The sequence below is a fragment of the Mycobacterium bohemicum DSM 44277 genome (assembly GCF_001053185.1).
In the GTDB taxonomy this organism is placed as follows: Bacteria; Actinomycetota; Actinomycetes; order Mycobacteriales; family Mycobacteriaceae; genus Mycobacterium; species Mycobacterium bohemicum.
Genome location: NZ_CSTD01000001.1, coordinates 226,402 through 252,120, shown reverse-complemented (window position 1 = coordinate 252,120; position 25,719 = coordinate 226,402). Strand labels below are relative to the sequence as shown.

The following is a 25,719-nucleotide window of genomic DNA, read 5'->3' as shown; positions in this document are numbered from 1 at the left end:
GCTAACACCTCCGGTTCAGCCGCTGCACCCGGCTTGCCGCCGGATACAGGTAGTGCATGAGTTCGGCGCCCGCCGGGCCGTAGATCCCCCGGTCGTCGCCCCGCAGGACCCAGTTGTGCTGCTGATCGGCGCGCGCGGCGATGGCCTGGCGGTGGCGCAGCCGCTCCGCCGACCGCCGGGCATCCCAGCGCCCGATCGCCCGCACGACGAAGAACAGCCCGACCAACGCCGCCGTCGCGAGAATCCACCAGATGAACCTGATGATGAACGCGACCACCAGCAGCAACAGCACCAACCCCGCGAAACCGCCGCCGGAACCGGACCTGGAACCACTCATGCGAGGAAAGATATGCGCGCCCTCCGACAACAACAGGTGGGCCCGGTGCCGGCCACTGGTCAGCGCCGCAGCGGCGGCGCCGAACATCGTCTGCCTGACGGCCCGAGCGCGCCGGGGATGCGCTGCGTTCGACGCCGCCACCGGCCCTGCGGCGGCCACCGCCTGCCGGGGTGAATTCCTGCCCAATAGACGGCAAACCGCAGCGACCGCAAGGAAACACGGGTGTAACGTCCGCAGTCGCTAGCCGACAAATACCTGCTCACTCACGGCGTGCGTGCTTTCGCATGCCGACGGATTACTAGGGGTGGCCGTGAGCACATCGGAGGTGTCGGACGTTTCGGTCGATGCCGATGCCGGGACCGACCAGGTCGTGGTGTCGTTCCATGACGATGCCCTGCTGCTTGGTGGTGACCCCGCCGCCGTCGAGTGTTACCTGACGCGCCTGCGGGCGATCGCCGGGCATGGCATCCGCGTCGCCGGCATCGACGGCGCCTCGCTTGCGAACGCCGCGAGCGGGCTCGCCGGGCTGGCCTCGCTGCTGGCCGACTCCGGCACCTACGTCCAACTGCATCGGGACAACCTGGACGCGTTGAGGCAGGGCAACCTCGTTCCCCTCAGCGAGGGCTTCTTTCGGCTGGTGACCGGCGCCGACGCCGGCCAGTTCCTGGACGTGCTGCAGTGGCGACCGGCGGGGCTCGGCCCCGAGGCGATGGTGTCGGCGCAGATGATCGCGGTACAGATGGCGTTGAAGTCCGCGGTCGCCCAGGTCGAAGACGCCGTCCGGCGCGTCGAGGACAAGGTCGAGGCGGTGCTCGAGGTCGCCCGGGCGCAACGCGCCGGTGAAGTCCTGGGCAACAACCTGACCGTCACGCGGATGGTCGAGTCGTTGGAGAAACACGGGTCGCTGCCCGACGCGTACTGGGATTCGGTGGCCTCCCTGGGGCCGGCGCTCAACGTCAGTGTCGAGCAGTTGCGCAACCATGTCATGCGCGTCCTGGCGTCCTTCGACCACAACCTGCCCGTGGAGCAGCGCGCCGAGAAGCTGCGAAACGCGCTCAACGACAACCGTCTTGGTGACGCGTTGAGCCTGCTGGTGATCGCCGAAGAGTCACTGCACAAGTGGCAGCGGCTGAGCCTGGCGCGAATCGAGTCGAGGCAGCCGGAGCAGCTGCTGCGAGCGATCGACGAAGCCCGCGAGCTGATCGAGCATCATCTGCGGGAAGACATCGACATCTACCGGCGCGCGAAGGACATGCTCGACCTGTTCGGGAAGTCGAGCGCCGTCGACGGCTTCCGGTTCTGGGCGGTGCGCGACCTGGCCAAGCAGCGCATCGCCCTGCGCGACGAGTTCGACCGTTTCGCCCGGGCGCGCCGGCACCAGGTCGAGGCCTGGGAGGACTTTCACATTCCGAGCCTGCTCGACGCCGCATTCGCCACCATCGAAGCCGTCGGAACCACCGCGGGCCAGGCACTCGCAGCCGTCGGCCGAGGGCTCGTTTGCCTGGGCGCAGCTCGCAGGGCCGTTGCGGGGCAGGCACGGTGATGAAGGCTCGTTGGACAGCAAGGGTTTTGAACGTCAGTCGGGCGGGGCCGGACTGGAGGAGCCCGCTCCGGCGCGTTGAGCGGCCCGCGTAGTAGAAATAGGTAGCTACTATCGCTGGCATGTCCGAGGTGCCGGCGCGCGAGCTGAGCCAAAATACCGCCGGCGTGCTCGCCCGGGTCAAACGCGGCGAGCACATCGACATCACCGAGCATGGAGTCGTCGTCGCCCGCCTGGTCCCGGCCGAGGAAAATCCCCTAGCCGAAATGATCAGCGCCGGAAGGCTTCATCCCGCCACCCTCGGCGGACCGGCTCCACGTCCATCCGGACCGGTGAACACCGGCCACGAGGCCGGTCAACTGCTGCGCGATCTGCGGGACAGCGAGCGCTATTAGTGCTTTACCTCGACACGTCGGCCTTGGTGAAAATGACACGGCGCGAACCTGAAACCGATGCCCTCGCCGACTGGCTTGACGCGCAAACACCGGCGCCAAGGTGTCGTCAACACTGATCGAGGTTGAACTCCCTCGGGCCCTGCGCCGGGTCGAGCCGTCGCTGCTCCCCGGTGCTGCCGCCATCGTGGCCCGAGTGGCGCGCTACGACGTCGACGATGTGGTCCGAGCCGCTGCCGCGGCATATCCGGACACCACGTTACGGTCGCTCGACGCAATCCATCCCGCGACCGGGGAGGCCATCTTCGGCCCGCGGTTGACCGCGTTCGTCACCTACGACGAACGCCTGCGCACGGCCGCCGCGGCCGCCGGCCTGCCGGCCGCCGCTCCCGGACGTTGAGGGAGTCAGAGTTCAAGGTGCAGCCGCAGGGCGTCGTCAAGCTGGGCACGTTCGGCGGCAGAGAGCCGACCGATGCGGCGCCGCAGCCGTTCCACCGCAACAGATCTGACTTGCTCGGCCTGCGCCTTGGAGTCGACGGCGAGACCCGTGGTGGCAGCAGGCAGGAATACCTGGAACGGGTAGACCGTGGCGACGTTGCTTTTCACCGGGACTACCGTCACCACCCCGCGCCCGAGACGAACCGCGCTCGAATTGGCCCGATCGTTGCTGACCACGACTGCCGGGCGGGTCTTATTCGCCTCACCGCCCCTGGCAGGGTCGAAGTCGACCTGCCATATCTCACCGCGCAGCATCACTCGACCCGTCACCCGTTGCGTTATCCCACACGTCTTCCTCGCCGGCCGCCGACCACTCCCCCCAGGCGTTGCCATAGTCCTCTTCGAGGGAGGGGTAGCGGAGCATGCGGATAGCTCGCTGTACGGCCGCGGACCGCGACGGCAATCCGGTCCGTTTCATGTATTCGTCCAACACGCGGACATCTTCCACGGACAGACTGACACTGAGCTTCATACCGCGATGCTACTAGGGTAGGAATACAGTAGCAACAAGCGGGCGACCCGCCGTTGACAGGCATTGGGACTGTCTCGATACTCCACCCGTACGGTCGACGGCCATTCCCGGCGCGCGGCTGACTGGTTGCAACGCAAGGGAGGTCGGCCGTGATCGATTTGGGACTGTCGGGCAAGCGGGCGGTGGTGTCGGGTGCCGGCTACATCCCCGAGCGCGCGGGCCACGGCTGGTTCACGGCGTTGACCCTCGCCGAGGCGGGCGCCGCCGTGGCCTGCATCGACATCGACGAGCGGCGCGCCGAACAGATCGCCGGCGAGATCATCGGGCGGGGAGGCGATGCCGTCCCGATCGTCGCTGACATGACCGACCCCACCCAGGTCGACCGGGCGATCGACGACGCCGTCGCGGCCTTGGGCGGTGTCGACGTGTGCGTCGACATCATCGGCGGGGCGACCTGGTCGAAGGTCGAGGACTTCCCCACCCGGTTATGGGACGCGGCCATCCACTACAACCTGACCCAGGTCTTCTACCTCTTCCAGGCCGCCGCGAGATACATGATCGACCAGGGCACCGGTGGGTCGTTGGTCGCGCTGGCATCGGTCGACGGCATCGCCTCGGCGACCTACCACGCCGCCTACGGCGCGGCCAAGGCAGGCGTCATCTCGCTCGTCAAGACCTTCGCAGACGAGTTGGGCCGGTACGGAATTCGCGCCAACGCGGTCGCTCCGGGCAATGTGGGTTCCGGCAACGAGGACCAGCCGCCGAATGAGTACGCCGTCAATGGAATCAATCCGCTGGCGGCGCCCCGCGCGCACGACGTCGCCAACGCCGCGTTGTTCCTGTCCTCCGAGCTGGCGGCCCGCATCACCGGTCAGACGCTCGTCGTCGACGGCGGCGCCATGATTCGGCAGCTGTGGGGCTTGCCCGAATCGATGATCCCGCCCGACCCGGAGCAGGCGCTACCGGACTTCATGAGGCCCGGCCCGTCGGCCGGCTAACTCAGCGCTGGTGCACCATCGGCAGGCCGGGCACCGAGCTTCTCCCCTTGAGCACGTACGGGGTTTGGATGGAGCCGATATAAATGTCCCGCATGTCCGGCCCACCCCACGCGACGCTGGTCGGGCCTTGCACTAGCGCGCCGGCGGGGTCGTCGAGGATCACCGCCGTCGAGCCGTCCGGGCGGATCGCGACAACCCTGTTGGCCAAAACCAGTGTGACCCAGAGGTTTCCCTCGGCGTCGAACGCGCATCCGTCGGCCATCCCCCACCGGCGGCCCACTTCTGGGTCGGCGAGGAACCGGCCGGCGTCGGGGCCGTACTCGTCGGGGCGTCGTTGACCCAGCGGCGGGCCGAATCGTTCTGGCGGGCCGAGGGTTTCGCCCTGGATCGGAAACCGCACGACGTCGGCGGCCACCGTGCGCACCACGTACAGATAGGTTTCGGCGCGGTCCAGCGCCATGCAGTTGGGGAAGTTTACTTTTTCGGCGACCACTTGCGCCGTTTGGCGATCCGGTGCCACCCGGAAGATGAACCCGTCGGCGGTGCCGTGTGCGATCGTGTCGAGGAGGTCGTCGGTCGTCGTGCTCACCGAACACCAGAGGGCGCCAGCCGAATCCACGCAGACGAAGTTCAGCCATTTCAGCGGGTGTCCGTCGAGGTCTCCTTTTAGGATCCACGCGATTTGACCGGTCGCCGGGTCGAGGTCCTGCAGCACGCCCGCGCCGAAGTTGGCGATCAGGAAGTGGCCGTTGCGGTCGAGCGCGATTCCGTTCGGCTCGCCGCCCGCCCGCCCGAGGTGCCGAACGCTGTTGTCGTCGACGAGTTCCGCGACGGCCGAGGCCTTGTCGGAGGCGAACACCCGGCCGTCGGCGGCCACCAGAACGTGTTCGGGGCGGTCCACGCCGCGGCCGATCGCGCGTAAACCGGTGACGGCGGGGGCTTCACCCATGCCGGGCATTATCCGCGGGCGCAAAGACGACGTCCCAGTCGCGGGCCATGCTGACGACCGTCCAGCCCAGGCGTGCCCCGACGTCGGTGATGGGCTCGGTCTCGGCGAAAGTCTGTGCCGTGCCAGGAACGCCTCGACGGCGTCGCGCGTGGCCCCGGGACGCCAGGACGGGAGCGCTTGGTCCATCGTGGGTGGCTCAGCTGCTGCGGGTGGTGGCGTCCTGCAACTTGGCCATCACCTGGTCCAGGCTGAAGCTCGCCGACCGGACGGGCAAGTCGTCGCATCTTCGCCTGACGGTGGCTCGCGGCTGTTAACCTCGCGATGCTATGAGCACCAACGACGAACTCAACGAAGAGCTGGGCCGCTACGGCTACAAACTCGACACGTCTGGCCCGCAGGGCGGCGCGTACCAGATCACTCGCCTCGACGGCTACGCCGGCTACACGGCGACGTTCGACGACGTCCAGGACGTGCGCACGTTTCTCCGCCGACTCGCCGAGAGCGACAGCCTCTGGTGCATCCATCTCGACCACGGCAACGTCGATGTCGACCGCTCCACCGGGGAGGTCACGCCCCGCGACGGGGGGCCGTTGTTCAACCTGCACGACCTGCATCCCGACGAGTGGTCGGGCGCTGCCGATGAGGCCCCCCGGGCGATCAGCCCGGCCGCGCTGATGACCGCCCATCAAATCTGTATCAAGTCCAATTCACGGCCGCCGTATGGGGGTTTGTGGTTCAAGCGGGTGTAGGGGCCGTGGTAGCCGGTAGGCATCGACGGCCTGGCCAACCTTGTGCTGGCGTGCGCGCGCTGCAACGCTGACAACAGCGGTGCGCTGCCGGCCGCAGTCGATAGTCGACCGAGTTCTGAGGCGTGACCGAGGACCCTTGGAGCAGACCGCATCCGAGATTGATTGGCCTACACAACATGATCGTGCAGCTTCCCGCCCGCATGGACCTAATCGTCTTGGCGACCACGTCAGAGCGCGTTAACTCTAGGACTGCCAGACGGATTGAGAAGACGACGACGTTTGGGAACCGCGCCAAAGTTGCGGGCCGGTCTTCAGACGATCTCACCTAGCTGTTCCGACAAACACTCGCGAAGAGTCCATTTCGATAACCCGGTTAACGCGCTTGCTGGTCGACGTCGGGAACACACCGATCCAAATATCGCCTGCGTGAACGCCCCATCGCCACTCGACTCGCCCGGCAACCCGACACGCCGTCACCCCCGCATTTCCCAGGTGAGAACGCCGATTTGCGTCATACTCCGCCCGTGCCCGGCGACACGGTCGCGAACGGATCAAACTCGTCGGCGCCGGTGTCCCGGCGCGCGCTGCTTGGCGGGCTGGGCCTGCTTCCGCTGGCCGCCGTGGCGGGCGCTCTGCCGCCCGCCAACGCCGAAACGGGCTACCGATTCTTCAACGCGCACCAGGGCGCGGTGCTCGACGTCGCCACCCGCCGCCTGATCCCGGGGCCGCAAGACAACGTCCTCGAGTACGGCCATCCGGGGGCCGCCGAGGCCAACGTTGTCGGCTTCATCGACACCATGCTCTCGGCGTTCACGTACTCACCACCGGCGGTGCACGCGGGCGGGCCGTGGAGCAACCGCGCCGGCGGCACCCAGGACTTCATGGCCGAATTCGTCCCGCTGGATCGCGCCCAGACCTACGGGTGGCAGCAGCGCATCGCCGGCTATCGCCAGCAGTACACCAGCGGCATCGCGCTGCTCGACCAGCTGGCCGGCGGTGACTTCACCTCGGTGGTCAAGTTGCGCCAGGACCTGATCCTCGGCCACGGAAAGGCGTTGCCGTTCACCCAATTGCTGTTCGGTCACACCGTCGAGGCCATGTACTCCGTCCCGGAGTACGGCGGCAACGCGAACCTGGTCGGTTGGCAGGACATCAAGTTTCCCGGGGACAATGAGCCGCGCGGCTACACCGACGCCGAGGTCGAGGCACCCGAGTGGGACATCGTCGGCACCGACGGGATCGTCGGCGTACTGATGCGCGGCGGCTGGCAGCAAGCCATCGCCAAGATGGGCGGAACGGGCGGCGTCAATGCCGGCCACTAAGGCGATCGTCGTCGGCTCGGGCGCCGGGGGCTCGATCGTGGCCATGGTGCTCGCCGAAGCCGGCTGGGACGTCGTGATTTTCGAGAAGGGGCCCAACTACTACACCAACCTCGCCGGCACCGGGCCGTTCCCGACGCTGCACTCCAACGACGAGCTCAAGTCGATCGCCCGCTACTTCGAACAGCCCGACCCCATCGCCTTCCCGCGCACCTTCCGCAAGAACGCGAGCCAAAACGCGGCGCAGACCTACGTCGGTGACGTCAACGACCTGTCCAACCAGGTCGGCGGCACCTTCCCGCACTCGGACACCAAGTGCACCCGGATGTGGGACATCGACTTCAAAGGATTGTCGCTGCTGGGCCCGGTGCCCGGAGCCGACATGGCGGACTGGCCGTTCGAATACAGCGACATCGCCCCGTACTACGACGAACTCGAGACGCTGATCGGCGTGCAGGGCGACGTCGGGTCCATCCCCGCGCTGGTGCAAAAACATCAACCGCAGCAGAAGCCCTACCCGATGCCGCCCGGGGCCCAGATGCGCTCGTCGATGCTGCTGGCCGCGGGCGCCCGGCGGGTGGGGCTGCACCCCTTCTATTTCCCGATGGCGGCCAACACGATCGAATACAACGGCAGCCCGGCGTGCAACAACTGCGGGTTCTGCTCCGGGTACGGGTGCGCGGTCTCGGCCAAGCCGGTCAACCTCGTCGCGCTGCGGCGCGCGCTGCAGACCGGGCGGGCCAACCTGCGCCCGCTCACCCAGGTGCTGCAGGTGCAGTACTCCGGCCGGCGCGCGACCGGCGTCTCCTACATCGACCCGCAGGGCCGGCTCGGCGGGGAGAGCGCCGACCTGGTGGTGCTGGCGTGCTCGGCGATCCTGACGCCGCATCTGGCGCTGCTGTCCGGGCTGCCAGACCCCTACGGCCGCATCGGCACCCGGATCATGTTCCAGAACTTCTACGACGGGTTCGCCGTCTTCCTGAACCAGCGGGTGCACGCCTACAAGGGCCGCGCGTGCACGCAGGTCGTGTTCGACTTCAACGTGGCCGACTTCCCGGGCTCGCGGGTCGTGGCCCGGCTCGCCGGGCTGCCCTACCTGCGAGCCGGCCTGTGCGAGCTTGGGGGAAGCCAGTTTCCGATCGCCGAAGCCAACTACTACCAGCAGATCCTCGGAATCCTACCCGGGGTGCAGTTTTTCGGCCGCCCGTTCAAGGAGCTGATGCGCGCCTCGCTGCTGCGCGACCGGCTCGCCGGCGTCGATTGTTTCGCCACCGACATGCCCTACCTGACCAACAACGTCACCCTCGACCCCACGATCAAGGACATCAACGGCCAGCCCGCGCCCCGAATCACCTATCAGGTCGGCAAATTCGAGCAGATCTCGCAGGACTTCTTCGTGCCGCTGCTCGCCGCGATGTGCGGGGCGTCCGGCGCGCAGCTGTTCGCCGCCGTCCCACAATCGGTGGCGACCTCGCTGGGCGGCGTCGCCCCGCCGACCGGCGAACACACGATGGGCGGCATGCAGATGGGCGTGAACCCTGCGACCAGCGTCGTCGACGCCAACGGGCGCATGCACCAGATGGACAACGTCTACGTCGCCGACAGCAGCGTCTTCGCCACCTCCGGCGGCTCCAACCCCACCCTGACGATCATGGCCGTGGCGCTGCGCATCGCGCGCGGGCTCACCGGCCAGCGGACCCCCTGATGACGTTCCTCACCACCACCCCGGACATCCTCGCCACGGCCGCAACGGATTTGGCGGGCATCGGGTCGACGCTCGACGCGGCCCACGCGGCCGCGGCGGCCCCGACCACCGCGATACTGGCCGCGGCCCAGGACGAGGTTTCCACCGAGATCGCGGCCGTATTCTCCTGGTACGCAATCGAATACCAATATCTGGGCCGCAACGCGGCGGCCGTGCACGCCCAGTTCGTCGAGGCCCTGGAGGCTGCCGCGGGCTCCTATGCCGGCGCCGAGGCCGCCAGCGCGTCGGTGCTGGCGGCGTTCACCCTCCCGACCCTGCCCGGGTTGGTCGTCGGCGCGTTCAACGGGCTCATCTACCAACCGACCTACCTCATCGGGCAGTTCTGGATCACCAACCCCGTCGGCGAATTCATCGACAACACCCTGATCAACCCGATCGGGCTGGCGCTGTTCGGGCGGGACCTGCTCGGCAACGGCGCCCCCGGCATGAACGGCGGCACCGTGCTGCAGGCCGCCGGCGGCCCGGGCGGGCTGCTGTTCGGCGACGGCGGCCCCGGGGGCACCGCCGCGAGCGGTCAGGGCGGCCTGGGGGGTCGGCAACCCCGACGGCGAACCGGGAATCGACGGACAACCGGGCACAGCGGGTGAGAACGGCCAGCCCGGCTAGACCCGCGTCGGCGACGATCGGAACCGGCGACCTAAATCGCTTGTGGCGCAACCGCTCTGGGTTCCTGTCGCGGCCACCGTGGAGCTGTCGCAAGTCTCCGGCCATACGTGGAATGTCCATGGCGGGTCCTGCAGCTGCCCGATGCACGTTGATGGCCAGCACGTCGCGGCCATCGTCGTTGCTGCCACGGTGCCACTGGGTAAGCGCTTCAGACCCGAATGATCGTTACGTTCGACGCGCCTTCGAGGGCGGCGAAATCGTCATCCTGGGTGACGACAGGTAATCCTCGCGATGCCGCGATGGCGGCAATCCACAGGTCGTTGATCCGCACCCGCCGACCGGTCTCGGCGAGATGGATCCGCAGCCGCGCCCACATGCGGGCCGCGTCGTCGTCGACCGGCAGCGTTTCCATGTCTCCAACAGATTCCAGCGTCGCCAGGCGTTGCGCCCGGATGTCAGAAGTCGTCGCCGCCAGGACGCCGGTATGAAGTTCGGCCAGAGTGACGACAGTGGTGGCGACCTCGTCAGGAATCATTGCCGCGTCGAGTTGCCTGCCGCTTTCGGTCGCGATGAAGACCGACGTGTCAAGCACACCCGCCGCACGCGACGCGCTCATGACAGGGGCTCGAGGTCATCGGTGGTGTCGCCCGCGAGCGTCGCGAGGTCTGTGCGTAACCCGAGGTCGGCTTGAGCGCGACGCAGCCGCGACAAGAACTCTGCTTTGCCCAGCCAACGCCGACGTCGGGGGCTCACCGGGACGAGAACCGCAACAGGTCGGCCGTTGACGGTGATGGTGACGTCCTCCCCCTCCCGCACCCGCCGAAGGACTCCGGCCGTATCGTTGCGCAGCTCACGAGACGCTACCTCAGACATGCTACGAGCGTAGCACATCTGTAGGCATCGGCTCGCGTTTGTGATAAGTCCTCCCCTGCGCAAGCCGTTGCTCTGGCAAGGCAACGACTTTGGACACACGGGTGTCCGATCCGCATTGGCAGAAACCAGATTTGCACCCCAGCCGGTGCCTACGGTCGCGGCGGCAGTACCGAAAGCCAGCTGTCCGGAAGCAGTTCCAGCAACTGCCCGTCCGGATCCCGAATCATCGCCGACCCCTCGGTCACCGTCGCCTCGACCACCTGTCCCCCGAACTCCGCGACCTTCGTCAGCGTCCCGGGCAGATCGGACACGGAAAGCGAGATGTGCGTCAGCCCCACCTGATCCATCACGCGTTCGCCCCCGGCGTGCACCCGGCGCTTCGAGTAGTCGATCAGCTCGAGCACGAAGCCGTCCCGCACCAGATACGTCGCGTGCACGCCGAGCGGCTCGGGCAGCCCCACCAGTTGGGCGGTGCGGTCGTCGGGCGGATCGATCTCCCACCAGAACTGGAACCCGAGCAGTCCCTCGTAGAAGCGGCGTGACCGCGCGCGGTCCGCGACGCAGAGCCCGACGTGGTTGAAGACGCTCATCGCCACCTCTCAGAGGGCTGATTTACCGCACGCGTAATGATGCAAAGATAGCTGTATTAGCGGTCACTACCGGTCGGAAGGCATTTCGATGACGACTCGCCCCGACGTCGCCCCAGACGCCCCCCGAGTTCCAACGGTGGACTTCGACCACCACTCCGACGACTACAACCTCAACGAGCTGGCCAAGAACGCCGAGCTCAGAGCTAAATGCCCGGTCGCGTGGAACACCAACTACGGCGGCTTCTGGTTCCTCAGCAGCTACGACGCCGTCAGCCGGGCGGCCAGAGACGGCGAGACGTTCGCCCACAAATACGACCCCGACGCCGAGGACGGCATCAGCTATCAGGGCGAGATGGGCGTCCCGCGCCCCGAAGGCCACCCGGCGCTGGGGATCGGCGAGGTCGACGGCCCCTACCACCAGGCGCTGCGGCGAGCCCTGACGCCGTTCGTCTCCCCCGGCGCCGTCCAGAAGCTCAAGCCGTTCATGGAAGAGAAGGCGCACCACTTCCTCGACCAGAAAATCGCCCAAGGCCAGATGGACCTCGTCCTCGACTACGCCAGCCCGGTGCCGGCCATCCTCACCATGAAGCTGATGGGCCTGCCCTACGACAACTGGCACCTCTACGCCAACCTCTTCCATTCCGTCATGGCACTGCCGCAGGACACTCCCGAGTACGCCACCGCCCTGTCCGCGGCCCCCGCCCTGATGCAGGGTGTCCTGGATTTCGCGGCCGCCCGCAAGGCCAACCCGACCGACGACCTGACCAGCTTCCTCCTCCAGTTCGAGTTCGAGGGCCAACGCCTCACCGACGAGCAGCTGCTGGGCATCATCTGGAACCTCGTCGCCGGCGGCGTCGACACCACCACCTCTCAGACCGCGCTGACCCTGCTGCACTTGGGCACCCACCCCGAACTCCGGCAACAGCTCATCGACCACCCCGAGCTCTACCGCACCGCCACCGACGAATTCCTGCGCTACTTCTCGGTCAACCAAACCCTGAGCCGCACCGTGACCCGCGACGTCGAAATCGGCGGCCAGTGCCTCCGCAAGAACGACCGCGTCGTCATCAGCTGGCTCTCGGCCAACCACGACGAGACCGAATTCGACCGGCCCGACGAGATCATCCTGGACCGAATGCCCAACCGCCACCTTGCTTTTGGGCTCGGCCCGCACCGCTGCATCGGCTCACACCTGGCGCGGCTGGCCGCCGAGGTGATGGTCAGGGCGGTGCTCGAGCGCATCCCCGACTACCGCGTCGACGAGAGCGGCGTCCGGCAATACCTCGGCAACCCGAGCATGACCGGGCTCGCCACGTTGCCGGTCACCTTCACGCCGGGGCGAACGTAGATGGCGGACGATCGGCCCCGTCGCGCCAACCCGATCACCCACATCGTCGGCCCATTCACCCGCACCGGCGGCTTCTACGCCCGCTCCTGGGGCACGTATCTGGACCGCCAGCCCGACGAGCTCCCGGTGGCGCGGCCCACCATCTCCCTTGCGGCACAGGCGTTTCGCGACGAAATCCTGCTGACCGGCTTCAGCCTGCTCCGCAAGGCCCCCCGCGCCGACACACTCGACCGCATCAACGCCGAAGTTCAAGCGGCGCAAGACTTCTACGCGCACCAAGGCTGGCTGGACGATCCGGACCGGTTCTTCGCCGCACCACCGCCCCTGACCGACGTCGACGTCAAACCCGTCAGCACCATGGGACGCCACTACCAGCGATTCTCCTTCGACAGCGGCTACGAACCCCACGAGGGCGAGCCCGGCCGTGAACGCTGGATGAGCTACCGACGCGACAACCGCGAGTACGGCCTGATCTTCCGGCACCGGCGCCCGCGTCCCTGGCTGATCTGCGTGCACGGCGCGGAGATGGGCCGGGCGGCCCTGGATCCGATGCTGTTCAACGCCTGGCACCTGTACCGGAACCGCGACCTGAACGTCGCGCTCCCCGTGCTCCCGCTGCACGGCCCCAGAAGCGGCCCAGCCAGATTCCCCAGCGAGGACGTGCTCGACGACGTCCACGGCGCCGCCCAATCCGTGTGGGACATCCGCCGCCTCATCACCTGGATCCGCACCGAGGAGCCCGGCGCCAAAATCGGCCTCTACGGAATCTCCCTCGGCGGGCTGATCAGCTCGCTGGTCGCCAGCCTCGACGACACCCTGGCCTGCGCCATCCTGGGTGTCCCGGCCGTCGACGTGGTCAACCTCGTCGGCCGCCACGCCGGCCTCAGCGGCCACACCGCCCTGGGGCACACGATGACCGCGGCCAGGCCCCTCGGCCGGATGATCTCCCCGCTGGCACTCACTCCGCGCGTGCCGATGGACGGCCGCTTCATCTACGCCGGCGTCGCCGACCGGCTGGTGCACCCCCGCGACCAGGTCACCAGACTGTGGGAGCACTGGGGTAAGCCCGAAATCAGTTGGTACCCAGGCGGTCACACCGGGTTCTTCCGCTCGCGGCCCGTGCAACGATTCATCGACGACGCGCTGGTCCAGTCGGGCCTCGTCGACCCGGCACGACATCGTTAGCCCAGAACGGGAAGGCGACGCTGCTTGGCCAGCCGGTTGAGCGCCACCTGCATCACGCGGCGCACGTGCGCGTCGATGCCCTTGACGTCGCCGCTCTGCACGTCGACCGGCTTGAGCACCTCGGTGACCATCTTGGCCGGAAGGGGGATGTTGACCGGCAAGACAACGCTGAGCCCGAACGGGAAGCCGATGGTCACGGGCAGGATGTTGGTGCGAAACAGCTTGCGCTCCAACGCACTGAGTCCGAGCCGGTCCGCCAGTCTCCTGCCGCGGGTCAGGAACAGCTGTGTTTCCTGCCCGCCGATGGACACCGCCGGCACGATCGGCACGTTCGCCTCGATGGCCGTGGTGACGTAGCCCGTCCGGCCACCGAAGTCGATGACGTTCTCGCGGGCGGTCGGTCGGTAGACGTCGTAGTCACCGCCGGGGAATACCAGGACGACGGCGCCGGCGGCCAGCGCCTTGGCGGCGTTCTCGCGCGACGCGCGGATCACCCCGGTGCGACGGAAGAACTCGGCCGCCGGCCCGCCGAATAGCGTGTCGAAGCCCAGCGCGTAGAGCGGGCGATCGTAACCGAACCTGTCGTAGTAGCCGACGGCGAACACCGAGAGGTCAAACGACGTCAGGCCGCCGGAATGGTTGGCCACCACCAGGCATGCGCCGGCCGGCAGGTTGTCAAGGCCCCGCACCTCGGATCGGAAGTAGAGCTTGACGATCGGCCGGGTCAGCGCGATGACGCGTTTGGTCGACCCCCGGTCCCACTTGTCGACGTCGTCGTCGGTGTCGCCCATTTCCGTCCCTGCTCGGTGAGTCCTGCGCTGATGGTAGTGAGACACGACTGCCGGCGTTAGGGACTTTTGTCGTCACCGCGACTTCAGGTTCCGTGAGTACTGGGACCGGTCCGCAAAACGGCTGCGCCGCAACGCCCCCCAGATCGCTGGGCCATCGGAGTGGGTCTTCGGCCACCGGGATCTGGCCGGCTTTCGCCGCGGCGTCGAGCCGATGCAGTCGTCGAGAGACGCGCGGCTCTGAGCGGTGAAGAGCAACGCGTAGGTGACCGCTCACAAACCACGCGATGTGCGTTATACAAATCACACAATGTGCGTTACGCTCGCCCGATGGCGCAACTCACGTTCCAGCGCGCCCGCACGGAGGAAGAAAAGCGTCAACGTGCGGAGGCCCTTGTGGAGGCCGCGCGCTCGCTGGCAATGGAAACGGGCGTCGCGTCGGTCACCCTGACCGCGGTCGCCGCCCGCGCCGGAATTCACTACTCGGCGATGCGCCGCTACTTCACTTCGCACAAGGAAGTCCTGCTGCATCTGTCCGCCGAAGGCTGGGTGCGGTGGTCGACCACCGTGTCGGAGAAGTTGGCCGAGCCAGGCGTGAAGTCGCCCTCGCGCATCGCCGAGACGCTGGCCGAAGCCCTGGCCGAGGATCCGTTGTTCTGCGACCTGCTGGCCAACCTGCACCTGCACCTGGAACACGAGGTGGACCCCGAGCGGGTCATCGCGGTCAGGCGGATCAGCACCGCGGCCACCCTCTCCCTGGCCGATGCGATCGGGAGCGCGCTGCCCGAACTCGGGCGATCGGGTTCGCTCGACATCCTGCTCGCGGCGTACTCGCTGGCGGCGACGCTCTGGCAAGTCGCGAACCCACCCGCGCACCTGACCGACGTCTACGCCGAAGAGCCGGAAGTGGTTCCGCCCGAGTGGAATCTGGACTTCGCGTCGGCGCTGACCCGCCTGCTGACTGCCACGTGCGCCGGCCTCATTGCGGAGTCGGCATGACTCAGACAGGAGGCCCGAGCGCTGTGGCCTGGCGAACTGCAACCGGTGAAGACGGTCCCGAGCGTCCGGGGCCGCCACACACCCACCCCCGCAGCGGCGCGCGGGTGAGGCAAGGCCGTCGAAGGGGGACTGGGGTGGCCAATTCGACCGAGAAACTGAGGGCCACAGCTAAGGTGTTACATAGGCTAATTAATATTTCGCACGTGGTGAAGGACTTGAAGCGCCCATGACTACGACTGAGGCAAGGACCGAGCCGCTGAAGAAGCAGGGCTCCGCAGGCAGCGAGGACAACGCTGTCGGCCCGCAGCGCGCTTCGAAAAAGGGGTTTCTGGGGCGTTTCTGGTTGGTGCTCACGATCGCAGCTGTCGTCGCGGTGTCGGGATTCGTCGTATACCGGTTGCACGGCGTCTTCGGCGTTCACAAAGGTTCGTTCGGCGGTGGCACCTCGGGCGAGGTCCTCGACCAGTTCAATGCCAAGACGATCACCCTCGAGGTCTGGGGCTCACCGGGCAGCACGGCGACCATCAACTACCTCGACGAAAACTCCCATCCGCAGCAGGCCCTGAACGTGCCCTTGCCTTGGAGCAACGTATTGAGTTCAACCAAGCCCGGCATCCCGGCAAACCTGGTGGCGCAGGGAGACGGCAGTTGGATCGCCTGCCAATTCGTCGTGAACAACCACGACGGGCGCGGTGACGTCATCAAGGCTCCGAATCGCTCGGATCCCAACGAGACCGTGAACCCCTTCGTCTACTGCCTGGACAAGTCCGCATGAGCGAGCCGGGCGGGGCCCCGCCGCGCGTCGATCAGCCGCTGATCCCGCCGTTCCTGCCGCGGATGATCCATCGGCTCGCTCTGCCGATCGTCCTGGTCTGGCTGGGCATCGTGTTCGTCACCAACACCATCTCGCCACAGCTGGAGGTCGTCGCCAAAACCCACTCGGTGTCGATGAGTCCGACTGCCGCGGCGTCCTTTCAGTCGATGATGAAGGTCGGATCGACGTTCAAGGAGTTCAACTCCGACAACTCGGCCATGATCTTGCTGGAGGGCGACAAGCCACTGGGGGCCGAGGCGCACCGCTACTACGACGAGATCGTCAGGCGCGCCGAGCAGGACAAGAAACACGTTCAGCACGTGCAGGATTTCTGGAGTGATCCGTTGACGGCGGCGGGTTCCCAGAGCCACGATCAAAAGGCCGCATACGTCCAGGTCTACCTCGCCGGCAACATGGGCGGCGGGTTGGCGAACGAGTCTGCCCTGGCCCTCCGCAAGATCGTGGACTCGGTGCCCGCGCCGCCGGGGATCAAGGCCTACGTCACCGGTGCGGGTCCGCTGTTCGCCGATCAGTCCCATGCGGGTGAGAAGGGCGTCATGCTCGTCACTCTCATCACCTTTTTGGTGATCGTGGTCATGCTGCTGTTCGTCTACCGCTCGGTCACCACCATGCTGATCATGCTGGCGATGGTGTTCATCGAGTTGGCCGCGGCTCGAGGCGTCGTCGCGACGCTCGGTAACTACGGCGTCATGGGGCTTTCCACGTTCGCCAACAACATGCTGGTGCTGATGGCGATCGCCGCCGGGACGGATTACGCGATCTTCGTGGTCGGCCGCTACCACGAGGCGCGCGGTCTGGGCGAGAGCCGCGAACAAGCGTTTTACACCATGTTTCACAGCACGGCGCATGTCGTGCTGGGGTCGGGGCTGACCATCGCCGGCGCGATGTACTGCCTGAGCTTCTGCCGGCTGCCGTACTTCGAGTCGCTGGGGGTGCCGTGTGCCGTCGGCATGCTGGTCGCGGTCCTCGCGGCGTTGACGCTGGGCCCGGCCGTGCTCACGGTGGCCAGCTTCTTCAAGCTGCTCGACCCGAAGCGAAAGCTGCAGACCCGGGGCTGGCGTCGCATCGGCACCGCGGTCGTGCGCTGGCCCGCACCGGTTCTCGCGGTGACCATCGGGGTCGCATTGGTTGGTCTGCTCGCCCTGCCCGGCTACAAGACCGACTACGACAACCGCCACTTCCTGCCGGCTGACACCCCGGCCAATGTCGGTTATGCCGCCGCGGACCGCCACTTCGACCAGGCTCGGCTCAATCCTGAGCTGTTGATGATCGAGACCGATCACGACCTGCGTAACCCGGCCGATTTCCTGGTCCTGGACAAGGTCGCCAAGGCGGTCTTCCACATTCCCGGTATCGGCCGGGTGCAGACCATCACCCGGCCGTTGGGCACGCCGCTCGACCACAGCACCCTCGGTTTCCAGATGAGTGCGCAAGCCGCAGGGCGGATCCAGACCCAGCACTATCAGGACGAGCAGGCGGCAAACCTGCTCAAGCAGGCGGACGAGCTGCGCAAGACGATGGCAACGCTGCATGAGCAGATGCGGGTGACCCAGGATCTCAGCAACACCACGCACGAAACCACCAGGCTCACCAAGGAAACCGTGAAGATCACCGAATCGTTGCGCGACGACATCGCCAACTTCGACGACTTCTTCCGGCCGATCCGCAGCTACTTCTACTGGGAGAGGCACTGCTACGACATTCCGGCGTGCTGGGCAATCCGGTCGATCTTCAACGCGCTCGACGGCATCGACCAGGTGGCTCAGAACATCGTGGACCTCAGCGCGAATCTGGACAAGTTGGATCGGATCCAGCCAAAACTGGTGGCGCTGATACCGCCGCAGATCGAGAGTCAGCAGCGCAACCTCGACACCATCATGTCGAACTACGCGACCACGATGGGTCTTGACGAGCAGGCGAAAGCGCAGTCCGACAACGCCACTGCCGAAGGCGACGCATTCGACAAAGCAAAAAATGACGATACGTTCTACCTTCCGCCCGAGGCGTTCAAGAGCCCGGATTTCGCACGCGGTCTCAAACAGTTCATCTCGCCGGATGGGCACGCCGTCCGCCTGATCATCTCCCATGAGGGCGACCCGGCGACCCCTGAAGGCATCAGCCACATCGAACCGATCAAGCAGGCCGTGCACGAGGCGATCAAGGGCACGCCCTGGGAGGGCGCCAAGGTCTACCTCGGCGGTACCGCCGCGACGTACAAGGACATGCACGACGGCTCCAACATCGACCTGATGATCGCCGGAATTGCCGCGGCCACACTGATTTTCATCATCATGCTGGTGATCACCCGAAGCGCCGTGGCGGCCGTTGTGATCGTCGGTACGGTGTTGCTGTCACTGGGCGCCTCATTCGGACTCTCCGTGCTCCTATGGCAGTACATCCTGGGCTTGAAGTTGCACTGGATGGTGCTGGCGATGGCGATCATCCTGCTGCTGGCGGTCGGCTCGGACTACAACCTGCTGCTCATATCGCGGTTCAAGGAGGAAATCCACGCCGGGCTCAAGACGGGGACGATCCGCGCGATGGCCGGTTCGGGCTCGGTGGTGACCTCCGCCGGTCTGGTGTTCGCCGCGACGATGGCCACGTTCATGTTCAGCCCGCTGCTGGTGATGGCCCAGGTGGGTACGACGATCGCGCTGGGCCTGTTGTTCGACACCTTGATCGTGCGGTCGTTCATGACGCCGTCACTGGCCACCTTGCTCGGGCGCTGGTTCTGGTGGCCGCAGCACGTGCGCCCGCGGCCGGCCAGCACCATGCTGCGACCGTACGGACCGCGTCCCGCCGTGCGCGAGCTGATCCTCAACAACGTCGAGGAGCAGCCGGCGGGCGTGATACAGCCGCGCTGATCTTATGCGGCGCTCGGGCTTGGCCCGCGCCGGCGCGAAGAACGGCGACTCGGCCTCGGGGCGGACGACTACTTCGCAGCGCGGCCCATCATATTGTCGCTACAAGGCGGGCACATCGGCACATCCCCCAGATTCTGTGACTGCTGGGACTAGCCCTCAAAACGGCTGCGCCGCAACGTCGTCCGCCGGATCGCCGCGTCATCGGAGCGGGTCATCGGCCACCGGGATCTGGCCGGCTCTCGCCGCGGCCTCGAGCCGACGGAAGTCGTCGAGCGTCTTTTCGGCGTAGGCGGATGACCAGTCCAGCACCGCAGCGCTCACCGCGTCACCGCTGCCGACGTAGCCCCGCAGCATCGAGGCGTTGACACTCTGTGCGTGCGCGCGCGCCAATGACAACGCGCACGCCCCGGCATACTGGCGGAAGACGTTCGGCGACATGCCTTCGGTCTCTACGCTGCCCTTCATGTCCTGGAACTGCCGGACATAATAGTCGCGGCCGTCGATGCGCACGGTTCCCAGAAAGACGTCGGACATCGCCTGCAGGATGCGTTGCCCTTCGACGACCCGAAGTCCGTGTCCCAGCGCCATTTCGGCGGCGGCCAGAGGCTCTGGCTGCCGGCGGTGTCCGTACTCCTCGAGCACCGACCTGGTGGCCTCTTTGACCTGAAGGATGAGGGGAGCGCCGTCGGGGCCGGTGAGGATCAGCAGGTAGCAGCGGGTGCCCACGCTGCCCACTCCGACCACACGCCGGGCGATGTCGGTCAATTGAAAGTGCGACAGCAGCACCGCCACGTCGGCCGGCACGCTGGTGAGGTATTCGGCGAAGGCGTCGGCCAGAACGGTTTCGTCGGGGACGGCCAGATGTTCCAGGATGGGCGGGTTCTCCCTGAGCCGCAACCGGCCGTCGGGTCCGGCCTTCATGATGCGGGCGAACACCCGAGCCGACGTCTTCCTGCGCGCGGTGCGCGCGGTTTTGGCGATTGTGTCCGCGAAGCCTTTGGAGACCCGCTTGGCGTAGCGCTGCGGCTCCAGTCGGAGGTAGTACCGGCCCAGCACGTCCATCTCGAGCATGGCGTCGAGCCCGTCGCGGTACTGGCGCACCGCTTCGGCGGCGATCCCGCGGATCGTCTTCTCGGGATAGCCGGCGTGGCGTCCGCCCACGATTGCGCTGGTGATCAGGCGTTTGAGGTCCCACTCCGCTGGCGCGACCGCCGCCTCGTCAAAGTCGTTGAGGTCGAACACAAGACTGCGCTGCGGGGCGGCGTAGACGCCGAAATTCGACAGGTGCGCGTCGCCGCCGCACATTACCTCCACGCCACTGGATGGGCCGGCGGCCAGGTCGGCGGCCATCACCGCAGCCGACCCGCGATAGAACGAGAACGGGTCCATCAGCATGCGGGCAAAGCGCAGCGGGACAAGCTCGGGCACCCGGTCGCGGTTCTGCTCGACGAGGATCTCCGTCGCGCCGCGACTCGACGGGACCAACCGGGCCAGGCTCCGTCGGGGTGCCACGTCGCGCTGGGCGCGTCCCCGGGCTCGGTCTTTCTCGACATCTTCGAAATCGATCAGCCGCTCCCGAAGCGGCCTGCTCACACCCGGCATCAGCGCAGGATAGCCCTCCCGGCCCGTGACCGTTCATCGACGACGCGCTGGTTCGAGTCGGTCCTCGTGGACGCGTCCACGCTACGATGCAAACCCGCAAGCGGTGGTGAGCCCAATTGCTTAAAGCAGTTGCGCCACAACGCCCTCCACCAAGTCCTCTGGAGCACCCTTGATGCCGACCGCCCGAAGGTCACCGCCGATGGCCAGCGACGCTGCGCCGTGCACCAGCGACCAGAGGGGCCCGGCGATCGCCAGGGCGTCGCTCCCGCCGATGATCCCCGCCTCCTGGCAAGCGGTGATCGCGCCGAGCAGGTCGCCGAACGCCCGCTCGGCGACCGCCGCCAGGCTCGGGTGCTCTGCCTTGAGCGACTCCCCACCGAACATCACCTGATAGTGGTCGGGATGGGTGACGGCCCACCGCACGTAGCTGCGACCCAGCTCGATCACCCGCCGCCTCGGATCCGACTCGCGGGCGGCGGCCGCCGCCAGGTCCGTATGCAGGTCGCGGAAACCTTGCTCGGCAACGGCGGCCAGCAGCTCGGCCTTGTCGGCGAAGTGCCGGTAGGGGGCCGCCGCGCTGACCCCGGCCCGCCGCGCCGCCTCGGTGAGGGTGAATCCCCTCGGTCCCTTCTCGGCCACCAGTGACAGCGCGGCGCGGGTCAGCGCACGCTTGAGATCGCCGTGGTGATAGCTGTCACGGCGCTTCGCGCCGGATCGCTGCGCTGCCATGTTGACGACATTAACATTCCGTTCTATGTTAATGGTATTCACATCGCGCAAAGGGGGCCCGAAATGCCAGACACCACCACATTGCTCGCCGGTGACCGCGACCGGGAGAAGACGGCCGACCTGCTCGGCCAGGCGCTCGCCCAGGGCTATCTGCCGCTGGACGAGTACGACCAGCGGCTGCGGGCAGTCATGCAGGCACAGACGTCACACCAGCTGCACGAGTTCCTCGCCGATCTGCCGCTCGATCGCATCCGGCGAGACGATCCCCGCCGGCACGCCGCCCGGATGGCCGCCGCTCGCCGCGCGGTCCGCATCCACCTCGGCGGCTACCTGGCCATGGTCGCCGTCGTGCTCAGCGTCTGGGCCGCCGTGGCGCTGACGACCGGCGCCACCTACTTCTGGCCGATCTGGCCCATCCTCGGCGGAGCGATCGGGCTCGTCAGTCATGCCGCGCCAGTGTCGCGCTGCAAAGCAAAATGAACGGACGCCGCGGCGGGCGGATGCTGCGGCCCGCCGAGGTGGAGACATCCGTGGCCTGAAGACGCGCTTGACCCGCGGTCACATGCAGTCCAGGGTCGGGTGTATGAGCATCAACGACGACCCGGTCACCACGCTGGCCGACCTCAGGGGCGACCTCGCCGGCCGGCACAAGTGGACCCCGAGCGGCGGCGCCTCGGTGGATCCCGCGCTGGTCGACGCCGACATGGCAGCCCTCGACCGCGACGGCTACGTCATCTGGGAGAACCTGCTCGACGCCGACGAGTGCCAGCGGATTCGTGACGTCGTCGCCCCCTGGCTGGGCCCCACCGGACGCAATTCCTTTGAGGGACGGCGCACTCAGCGCATCTACAGCGTGCTGAGCAGGACGCGCGTGTGCGATCGGCTCGCCGATCACCCGCGGGTGCTGGCGGTGCTCGACCGCCTCCTGATGCCCAACTACCTGCTTTCGGCGTTGCAGGCCATCAACATTCAGCCCGGCGAGTCCGCACAGCTGCCCCACCACGACGACGGCTTCTACCCGATTCCGCGGCCGCGGGACCCGCTGGCCGCCGCGACGATCTGGGCGATCGACGACTTCACCCCCGACAACGGCGCCACGGTGCTGTACCCCGGCAGCCACCGCTGGGGCAGGCGCCCGCCCGGGCCGGAGGATCGCGTGCTGCCCGTCGTGATGCCCGCCGGATCCTGCGTCTTTTTCGTCGGGACTCTCTGGCACGGCGGCGGCGCCAACACGACCGGCCACGCGCGGCTGGCCGTCACCGCCCAGTACTGCCAACCGTGGCTGCGGCCGATGGAGGCCTTCACGCTCTCGATCCCGCGCGAGATGGCGCGGACGGTCTCCGACGACCTCCAACGCATGATCGGCTACAGCATCCACCCGCCGTTCGTCGGCGCGGTCGACGGGCTGCACCCGCTGCGGCTGCTGGGCGAAACCCGATGAGCGACATGACGACCCGCTTCGCCGAGATCGTCGGGGCGCACAACCTCCTGACCGGTGACGCCGTCCCCGACGACTACTCCCACGACGAGGAGCTGACGCACCCCCCGCAGAAGCCGGCGTACGTCGCCAAGCCGGCGACCGCCGAAGAGGTCGCGCAGCTGCTGATGGCCGCCTCCGAAAGCGGCACGCCGGTGACGGCCCGCGGCTCCGGCACCGGACTGTCCGGCGCGGCGATCCCACGCCCGGACGGGCTGCTCATCTCCTTCGAGCGGATGAACGCCGTCCTCGAGGTCGACACCACCAACCAGGTCGCCGTCGTCCAGCCCGGCATCACGCTCACCGAATTAGACGCGGCCACAGCCGATTCCGGGCTGGGCTACATGGTCCACCCGGGCGAACTGTCGTCCAGCGTCGGCGGCAACGTCGGCACCAACGCCGGCGGCATGCGCGCGGTCAAGTACGGCATCGCCCGCCACAACGTAGTCGGCCTGCAGGCGGTGCTGCCGACCGGCGAGATCATCCGCACCGGCGGCAAAATCGCCAAGGTGTCCACCGGCTACGACCTGACCCAGCTCATCGTCGGCTCCGAGGGCACCCTGGCCCTGGCCACCGAGGTGATCGTCAAGCTGCACCCGCGGCTCGACCACGCCGCCACGGTGCTCGCCCCGTTCGCCGACCTCGACCAGGTGATGGCGGCGGTGCCCATGGTCGTGGCCAGCGGGCTGGGACCCTACATCCTGGAATACATCGACAACATGACGATGGCCGCGCTCGTGCACACCCAGAACCTCGAACTCGGCATCCCCGACAGCGTCCGCGACAGCTGCCAGGCGTATCTGGTGGTGGGCCTCGAGAGCCGCACCGCCGAGCGGCTCGACCAAGACGTTGAACGCGCCGGTGAGCTGCTCGCCGAGGCGGGCGCGGCCGACGTCTACGTCCTCGAGGGGGCCTCGGCCCGCAAGCTGATCGAGGCGCGCGAGAAGGCGTTCTGGACGGCCAAGGCTATCGGCGCCGACGACATCATCGACACGGTCGTGCCGCGCGGCTCGATGCCGAAATTCCTTGCCGCCACGCGAGAAATGGCGCTCGCGGCCGGCGGTGCCGCGGCCGGCTGCGGACACGCCGGCGACGGCAACGTGCACCTGGCCATCCTCTGCCCCGACCACGACAAGCGCAAGAAGCTGATGAGCGACATCTTCGCCCTGGCAATCGAATTGGGCGGTGCGATCTCCGGCGAGCACGGCCTCGGCCGCGCCAAGACCCCGTACTTCCTCAAGCTCGAAGACCCCGCCAAGGTCGCCCTCATGCACCGCATCAAGCGCAGTTTCGACCCCGCGGGGATCCTCAACCCCGACGTGCTGTTCGCGGAACCCTAAGTCGCGGAAGAATATTGGAGCGCCGGCTCCGGGGAGTCGACGTGGCCGTTGCTGAAGCGCTCGGGCGCCGTGTAGTCGCGTGCACCGGGATGACGTGCGGTTCCTGCAACCGCGCCGCCGGGTGGGACCCGCGGCGGAAACGCTCGCGGAAAAATCGGGGCGACCCGACTTCCCGAGAGTTCCCCCTTGCCGCCTGCGGGTAACGCGCCGCCAAGTACTGTTCCGTCATGCATGTCGACGCGATGACGGTCCCGCAACCGCTGTCCAAGGTCGCTGACCTGGCCCGAAGCACCCAGGCGGCGGGGTTTTCGGGCCTGCTCTTCACCGAGACCGGCCGCACCGCCTACCTCAACGCCGCCGTGGCCTCGCAGGCCGCGCCCGGGCTCGAGCTGTCCACCGGCGTCGCGGTGGCCTTCCCGCGCAGCCCGTTCGTCACCGCGGCCGCGGCGTGGGAGCTGCAGGAGGCCACCGGGGGCAAGTTCCGGCTCGGCCTGGGCACCCAGGTGCGCACCCACGTGGTCCGCCGCTACGGCATGCCCTTCGAGCGCCCGGGCCCACGGCTGCGCGACTACGTCCGGGCGGTCAAGGCGTGCTTCTCGGCCTTTCGGACAGGCAAGCTCGACCACCACGGCGAGTTCTACGATCTGGACTTCATCACCCCGCAGTGGAGCGCGGGGCCTATCGACGCGCCCGACCCCAAAGTCGATGTGGCGGCGGTGAATCCGTGGATGCTGCGGATGGCCGGCGAGGTCGCCGACGGGGTGCACGTCCACCCGATCGGCGAGGTCGGATACCTCAAACGCCATGTGCTGCCGAATATTTCCGCGGGGGCTGCGAAGGCGGGGCGGTCCGTGGCGGACCTGGCCGTCATCGTACCCGTGCTGACGATCGTCGGGGACAGCGACGAAGAGCGTTCGGCCGAACGGGAGTCCGTGCGCGCCAGCATGGCCTTCTACGGCAGCACCCCCAATTACGCGTTCATCTGGGACGAGGCGGGCTTCGAGGGCACGACCGCGCGCATCCGCGAGAAGCAGAAGGCCGGCGACTTCACGGGCATGGCGGCCCAGGTCACCGACGAGCACATCGCCCGGTTCGCGACCGAGTCGACCTGGGACGGCCTGGCCGACGCGCTGTCCGCCAAGTACGAGAACCTCGCCACGCGCCTGGTGTTGTACAACGCGCTGGGCAGTGCGGAGCGATTCGAGCGGTACGGCGAGGTGGCCCGGCGGTTGCGGGGCTGAGTAACTCAGCCAAACAACCCAAGATTACCAACCTTCTGGCAAAGACACGAATCAATCACCCTGAACCGCAACGGCTTTCGGAATGGGTGATGCGGCGCACACAACCTAACGTTGTGGGCTCACAACACGGGAGCGTCTACTAACCGGCTGCGGGCACGGGCACTATGGGCGTCAAGACCCGTTGGCGCAACGGAGCGCTGACGGGCCTCCCCCCTGACTCAAG

27 protein-coding genes are annotated in these 25,719 nt (G+C 67.4%); 17 read left to right on the top strand and 10 right to left on the bottom strand.

Annotated elements, in window-relative coordinates; translation table 11 throughout:
- Window position 1 precedes the first annotated feature (1 nt).
- The gene (locus BN971_RS01235; RefSeq protein ID WP_170322095.1) at window positions 2-337 is read right to left on the bottom strand and encodes a hypothetical protein; all 336 of its coding nucleotides are present in this window, start codon (window positions 335-337) and stop codon (window positions 2-4) included.
- A gap of 310 nt (window positions 338-647) precedes the next feature.
- Here BN971_RS01235 and BN971_RS01230 point away from each other — a divergent pair, with 310 nt between their 5' ends.
- The 3 genes from BN971_RS01230 to BN971_RS01220 all read left to right on the top strand — a co-directional run bounded on the left by BN971_RS01230 (window position 648) and on the right by BN971_RS01220 (window position 2,669).
- On the top strand, window positions 648-1,880 hold the full coding sequence (locus tag BN971_RS01230; RefSeq protein ID WP_245836805.1) for a hypothetical protein: 1,233 nt from the start codon (window positions 648-650) through the stop codon (window positions 1,878-1,880).
- Between the two features lie 119 nt (window positions 1,881-1,999).
- Window positions 2,000-2,272, top strand: a complete 273-nt coding sequence (locus BN971_RS01225; protein WP_085181522.1) for a type II toxin-antitoxin system Phd/YefM family antitoxin — start codon at window positions 2,000-2,002, stop codon at window positions 2,270-2,272.
- Between the two features lie 100 nt (window positions 2,273-2,372).
- Window positions 2,373-2,669 carry a VapC toxin family PIN domain ribonuclease gene (locus BN971_RS01220; RefSeq protein ID WP_245836808.1) on the top strand — a complete coding sequence of 99 codons (297 nt, stop codon included), beginning with the start codon at window positions 2,373-2,375 and terminating at the stop codon, window positions 2,667-2,669.
- 5 nt (window positions 2,670-2,674) lie between these two features.
- Here BN971_RS01220 and BN971_RS01215 read toward each other — a convergent pair whose 3' ends face one another.
- Entirely contained in the window at window positions 2,675-3,025 is a 351-nt protein-coding gene (locus BN971_RS01215) for a type II toxin-antitoxin system PemK/MazF family toxin (RefSeq protein ID WP_085181523.1), read from the bottom strand.
- Window positions 3,009-3,239, bottom strand: coding sequence for a ribbon-helix-helix domain-containing protein (locus BN971_RS01210; protein WP_085181524.1), 231 nt, complete (start codon window positions 3,237-3,239; stop codon window positions 3,009-3,011). The genes BN971_RS01215 and BN971_RS01210 overlap by 17 nt, the downstream gene beginning before the upstream one ends.
- Window positions 3,240-3,388: 149 nt before the next feature.
- On the opposite strand from BN971_RS01210, the gene BN971_RS01205 reads away from it, so the two are divergent.
- Window positions 3,389-4,237, top strand: a complete 849-nt coding sequence (locus BN971_RS01205; protein ID WP_085181525.1) for an SDR family NAD(P)-dependent oxidoreductase — start codon at window positions 3,389-3,391, stop codon at window positions 4,235-4,237.
- Window position 4,238: 1 nt separating this feature from the next.
- On the opposite strand, the gene BN971_RS01200 is transcribed toward BN971_RS01205, so the two are convergent.
- Entirely contained in the window at window positions 4,239-5,186 is a 948-nt protein-coding gene (locus tag BN971_RS01200; protein ID WP_085181530.1) for an SMP-30/gluconolactonase/LRE family protein, read from the bottom strand.
- A gap of 326 nt (window positions 5,187-5,512) precedes the next feature.
- Between BN971_RS01200 and BN971_RS01195 the strand changes: the two genes are divergently transcribed.
- The 4 genes from BN971_RS01195 (at window position 5,513) to BN971_RS26210 (ending at window position 9,606) form a co-directional block, all read left to right on the top strand.
- On the top strand, window positions 5,513-5,935 hold the full coding sequence (locus BN971_RS01195; RefSeq protein WP_085181527.1) for a hypothetical protein: 423 nt from the start codon (window positions 5,513-5,515) through the stop codon (window positions 5,933-5,935).
- 524 nt (window positions 5,936-6,459) lie between these two features.
- Window positions 6,460-7,257, top strand: coding sequence for a gluconate 2-dehydrogenase subunit 3 family protein (locus BN971_RS01185; protein ID WP_169718608.1), 798 nt, complete (start codon window positions 6,460-6,462; stop codon window positions 7,255-7,257).
- Entirely contained in the window at window positions 7,244-8,959 is a 1,716-nt protein-coding gene (locus tag BN971_RS01180) for a GMC oxidoreductase (RefSeq protein ID WP_085181529.1), read from the top strand. Before BN971_RS01185 ends, BN971_RS01180 begins: the two co-directional genes overlap by 14 nt.
- Window positions 8,959-9,606, top strand: coding sequence for a PE family protein (locus BN971_RS26210; protein WP_090349728.1), 648 nt, complete (start codon window positions 8,959-8,961; stop codon window positions 9,604-9,606). Before BN971_RS01180 ends, BN971_RS26210 begins: the two co-directional genes overlap by 1 nt.
- 227 nt (window positions 9,607-9,833) lie before the next feature.
- Here BN971_RS26210 and BN971_RS01170 read toward each other — a convergent pair whose 3' ends face one another.
- The 3 genes from BN971_RS01170 to BN971_RS01160 all read right to left on the bottom strand — a co-directional run bounded on the left by BN971_RS01170 (window position 9,834) and on the right by BN971_RS01160 (window position 11,088).
- Window positions 9,834-10,241 (bottom strand): type II toxin-antitoxin system VapC family toxin, encoded by a 408-nt coding sequence (locus tag BN971_RS01170; protein ID WP_085179128.1) that lies wholly within the window; start codon window positions 10,239-10,241, stop codon window positions 9,834-9,836.
- Window positions 10,238-10,498, bottom strand: coding sequence for a type II toxin-antitoxin system Phd/YefM family antitoxin (locus BN971_RS01165; RefSeq protein ID WP_085179138.1), 261 nt, complete (start codon window positions 10,496-10,498; stop codon window positions 10,238-10,240). The genes BN971_RS01170 and BN971_RS01165 overlap by 4 nt, the downstream gene beginning before the upstream one ends.
- A gap of 149 nt (window positions 10,499-10,647) precedes the next feature.
- Window positions 10,648-11,088: a VOC family protein gene (locus tag BN971_RS01160; RefSeq protein WP_085179137.1), complete on the bottom strand. Its 441-nt coding sequence runs from the start codon at window positions 11,086-11,088 to the stop codon at window positions 10,648-10,650.
- 88 nt (window positions 11,089-11,176) lie between these two features.
- Here BN971_RS01160 and BN971_RS01155 point away from each other — a divergent pair, with 88 nt between their 5' ends.
- Complete coding sequence (locus tag BN971_RS01155; protein ID WP_085179127.1) at window positions 11,177-12,436, top strand: cytochrome P450; 1,260 nt, start codon at window positions 11,177-11,179, stop codon at window positions 12,434-12,436.
- Window positions 12,437-13,621, top strand: coding sequence for an alpha/beta hydrolase (locus BN971_RS01150; RefSeq protein WP_085179126.1), 1,185 nt, complete (start codon window positions 12,437-12,439; stop codon window positions 13,619-13,621).
- On the opposite strand, the gene BN971_RS01145 is transcribed toward BN971_RS01150, so the two are convergent.
- Window positions 13,618-14,412 (bottom strand): 1-acyl-sn-glycerol-3-phosphate acyltransferase, encoded by a 795-nt coding sequence (locus BN971_RS01145; protein ID WP_085179125.1) that lies wholly within the window; start codon window positions 14,410-14,412, stop codon window positions 13,618-13,620. The two genes, BN971_RS01150 and BN971_RS01145, sit on opposite strands and share 4 nt — an antisense overlap.
- Before the next feature lie 327 nt (window positions 14,413-14,739).
- On the opposite strand from BN971_RS01145, the gene BN971_RS01140 reads away from it, so the two are divergent.
- The 3 genes from BN971_RS01140 (at window position 14,740) to BN971_RS01130 (ending at window position 19,107) form a co-directional block, all read left to right on the top strand.
- Window positions 14,740-15,408, top strand: coding sequence for a TetR/AcrR family transcriptional regulator (locus BN971_RS01140; protein ID WP_085179124.1), 669 nt, complete (start codon window positions 14,740-14,742; stop codon window positions 15,406-15,408).
- A gap of 226 nt (window positions 15,409-15,634) precedes the next feature.
- Complete coding sequence (locus BN971_RS01135; RefSeq protein WP_085179123.1) at window positions 15,635-16,183, top strand: MmpS family transport accessory protein; 549 nt, start codon at window positions 15,635-15,637, stop codon at window positions 16,181-16,183.
- Window positions 16,180-19,107: an MMPL/RND family transporter gene (locus tag BN971_RS01130; RefSeq protein WP_085179122.1), complete on the top strand. Its 2,928-nt coding sequence runs from the start codon at window positions 16,180-16,182 to the stop codon at window positions 19,105-19,107. Before BN971_RS01135 ends, BN971_RS01130 begins: the two co-directional genes overlap by 4 nt.
- 198 nt (window positions 19,108-19,305) lie before the next feature.
- Here the strand turns inward: BN971_RS01130 and BN971_RS01125 are convergent, their stop codons facing one another.
- Both BN971_RS01125 and BN971_RS01120 read right to left on the bottom strand, forming a co-directional pair.
- Window positions 19,306-20,709, bottom strand: coding sequence for a DUF2252 domain-containing protein (locus BN971_RS01125; protein WP_085179121.1), 1,404 nt, complete (start codon window positions 20,707-20,709; stop codon window positions 19,306-19,308).
- A 120-nt stretch (window positions 20,710-20,829) separates the two neighbouring features.
- Window positions 20,830-21,438 (bottom strand): TetR/AcrR family transcriptional regulator, encoded by a 609-nt coding sequence (locus tag BN971_RS01120; protein WP_085179120.1) that lies wholly within the window; start codon window positions 21,436-21,438, stop codon window positions 20,830-20,832.
- A 63-nt stretch (window positions 21,439-21,501) separates the two neighbouring features.
- Here BN971_RS01120 and BN971_RS01115 point away from each other — a divergent pair, with 63 nt between their 5' ends.
- The 4 genes from BN971_RS01115 to BN971_RS01100 all read left to right on the top strand — a co-directional run bounded on the left by BN971_RS01115 (window position 21,502) and on the right by BN971_RS01100 (window position 25,496).
- Window positions 21,502-21,918, top strand: a complete 417-nt coding sequence (locus BN971_RS01115) for a DUF1707 domain-containing protein (RefSeq protein ID WP_085179119.1) — start codon at window positions 21,502-21,504, stop codon at window positions 21,916-21,918.
- A gap of 103 nt (window positions 21,919-22,021) precedes the next feature.
- Window positions 22,022-22,879: a phytanoyl-CoA dioxygenase family protein gene (locus BN971_RS01110; protein ID WP_085179118.1), complete on the top strand. Its 858-nt coding sequence runs from the start codon at window positions 22,022-22,024 to the stop codon at window positions 22,877-22,879.
- Window positions 22,876-24,255, top strand: coding sequence for an FAD-binding oxidoreductase (locus BN971_RS01105; protein WP_085179117.1), 1,380 nt, complete (start codon window positions 22,876-22,878; stop codon window positions 24,253-24,255). The genes BN971_RS01110 and BN971_RS01105 overlap by 4 nt, the downstream gene beginning before the upstream one ends.
- Window positions 24,256-24,482: 227 nt before the next feature.
- Window positions 24,483-25,496, top strand: a complete 1,014-nt coding sequence (locus tag BN971_RS01100; protein ID WP_085179116.1) for a TIGR03617 family F420-dependent LLM class oxidoreductase — start codon at window positions 24,483-24,485, stop codon at window positions 25,494-25,496.
- Window positions 25,497-25,719 lie beyond the last annotated feature (223 nt).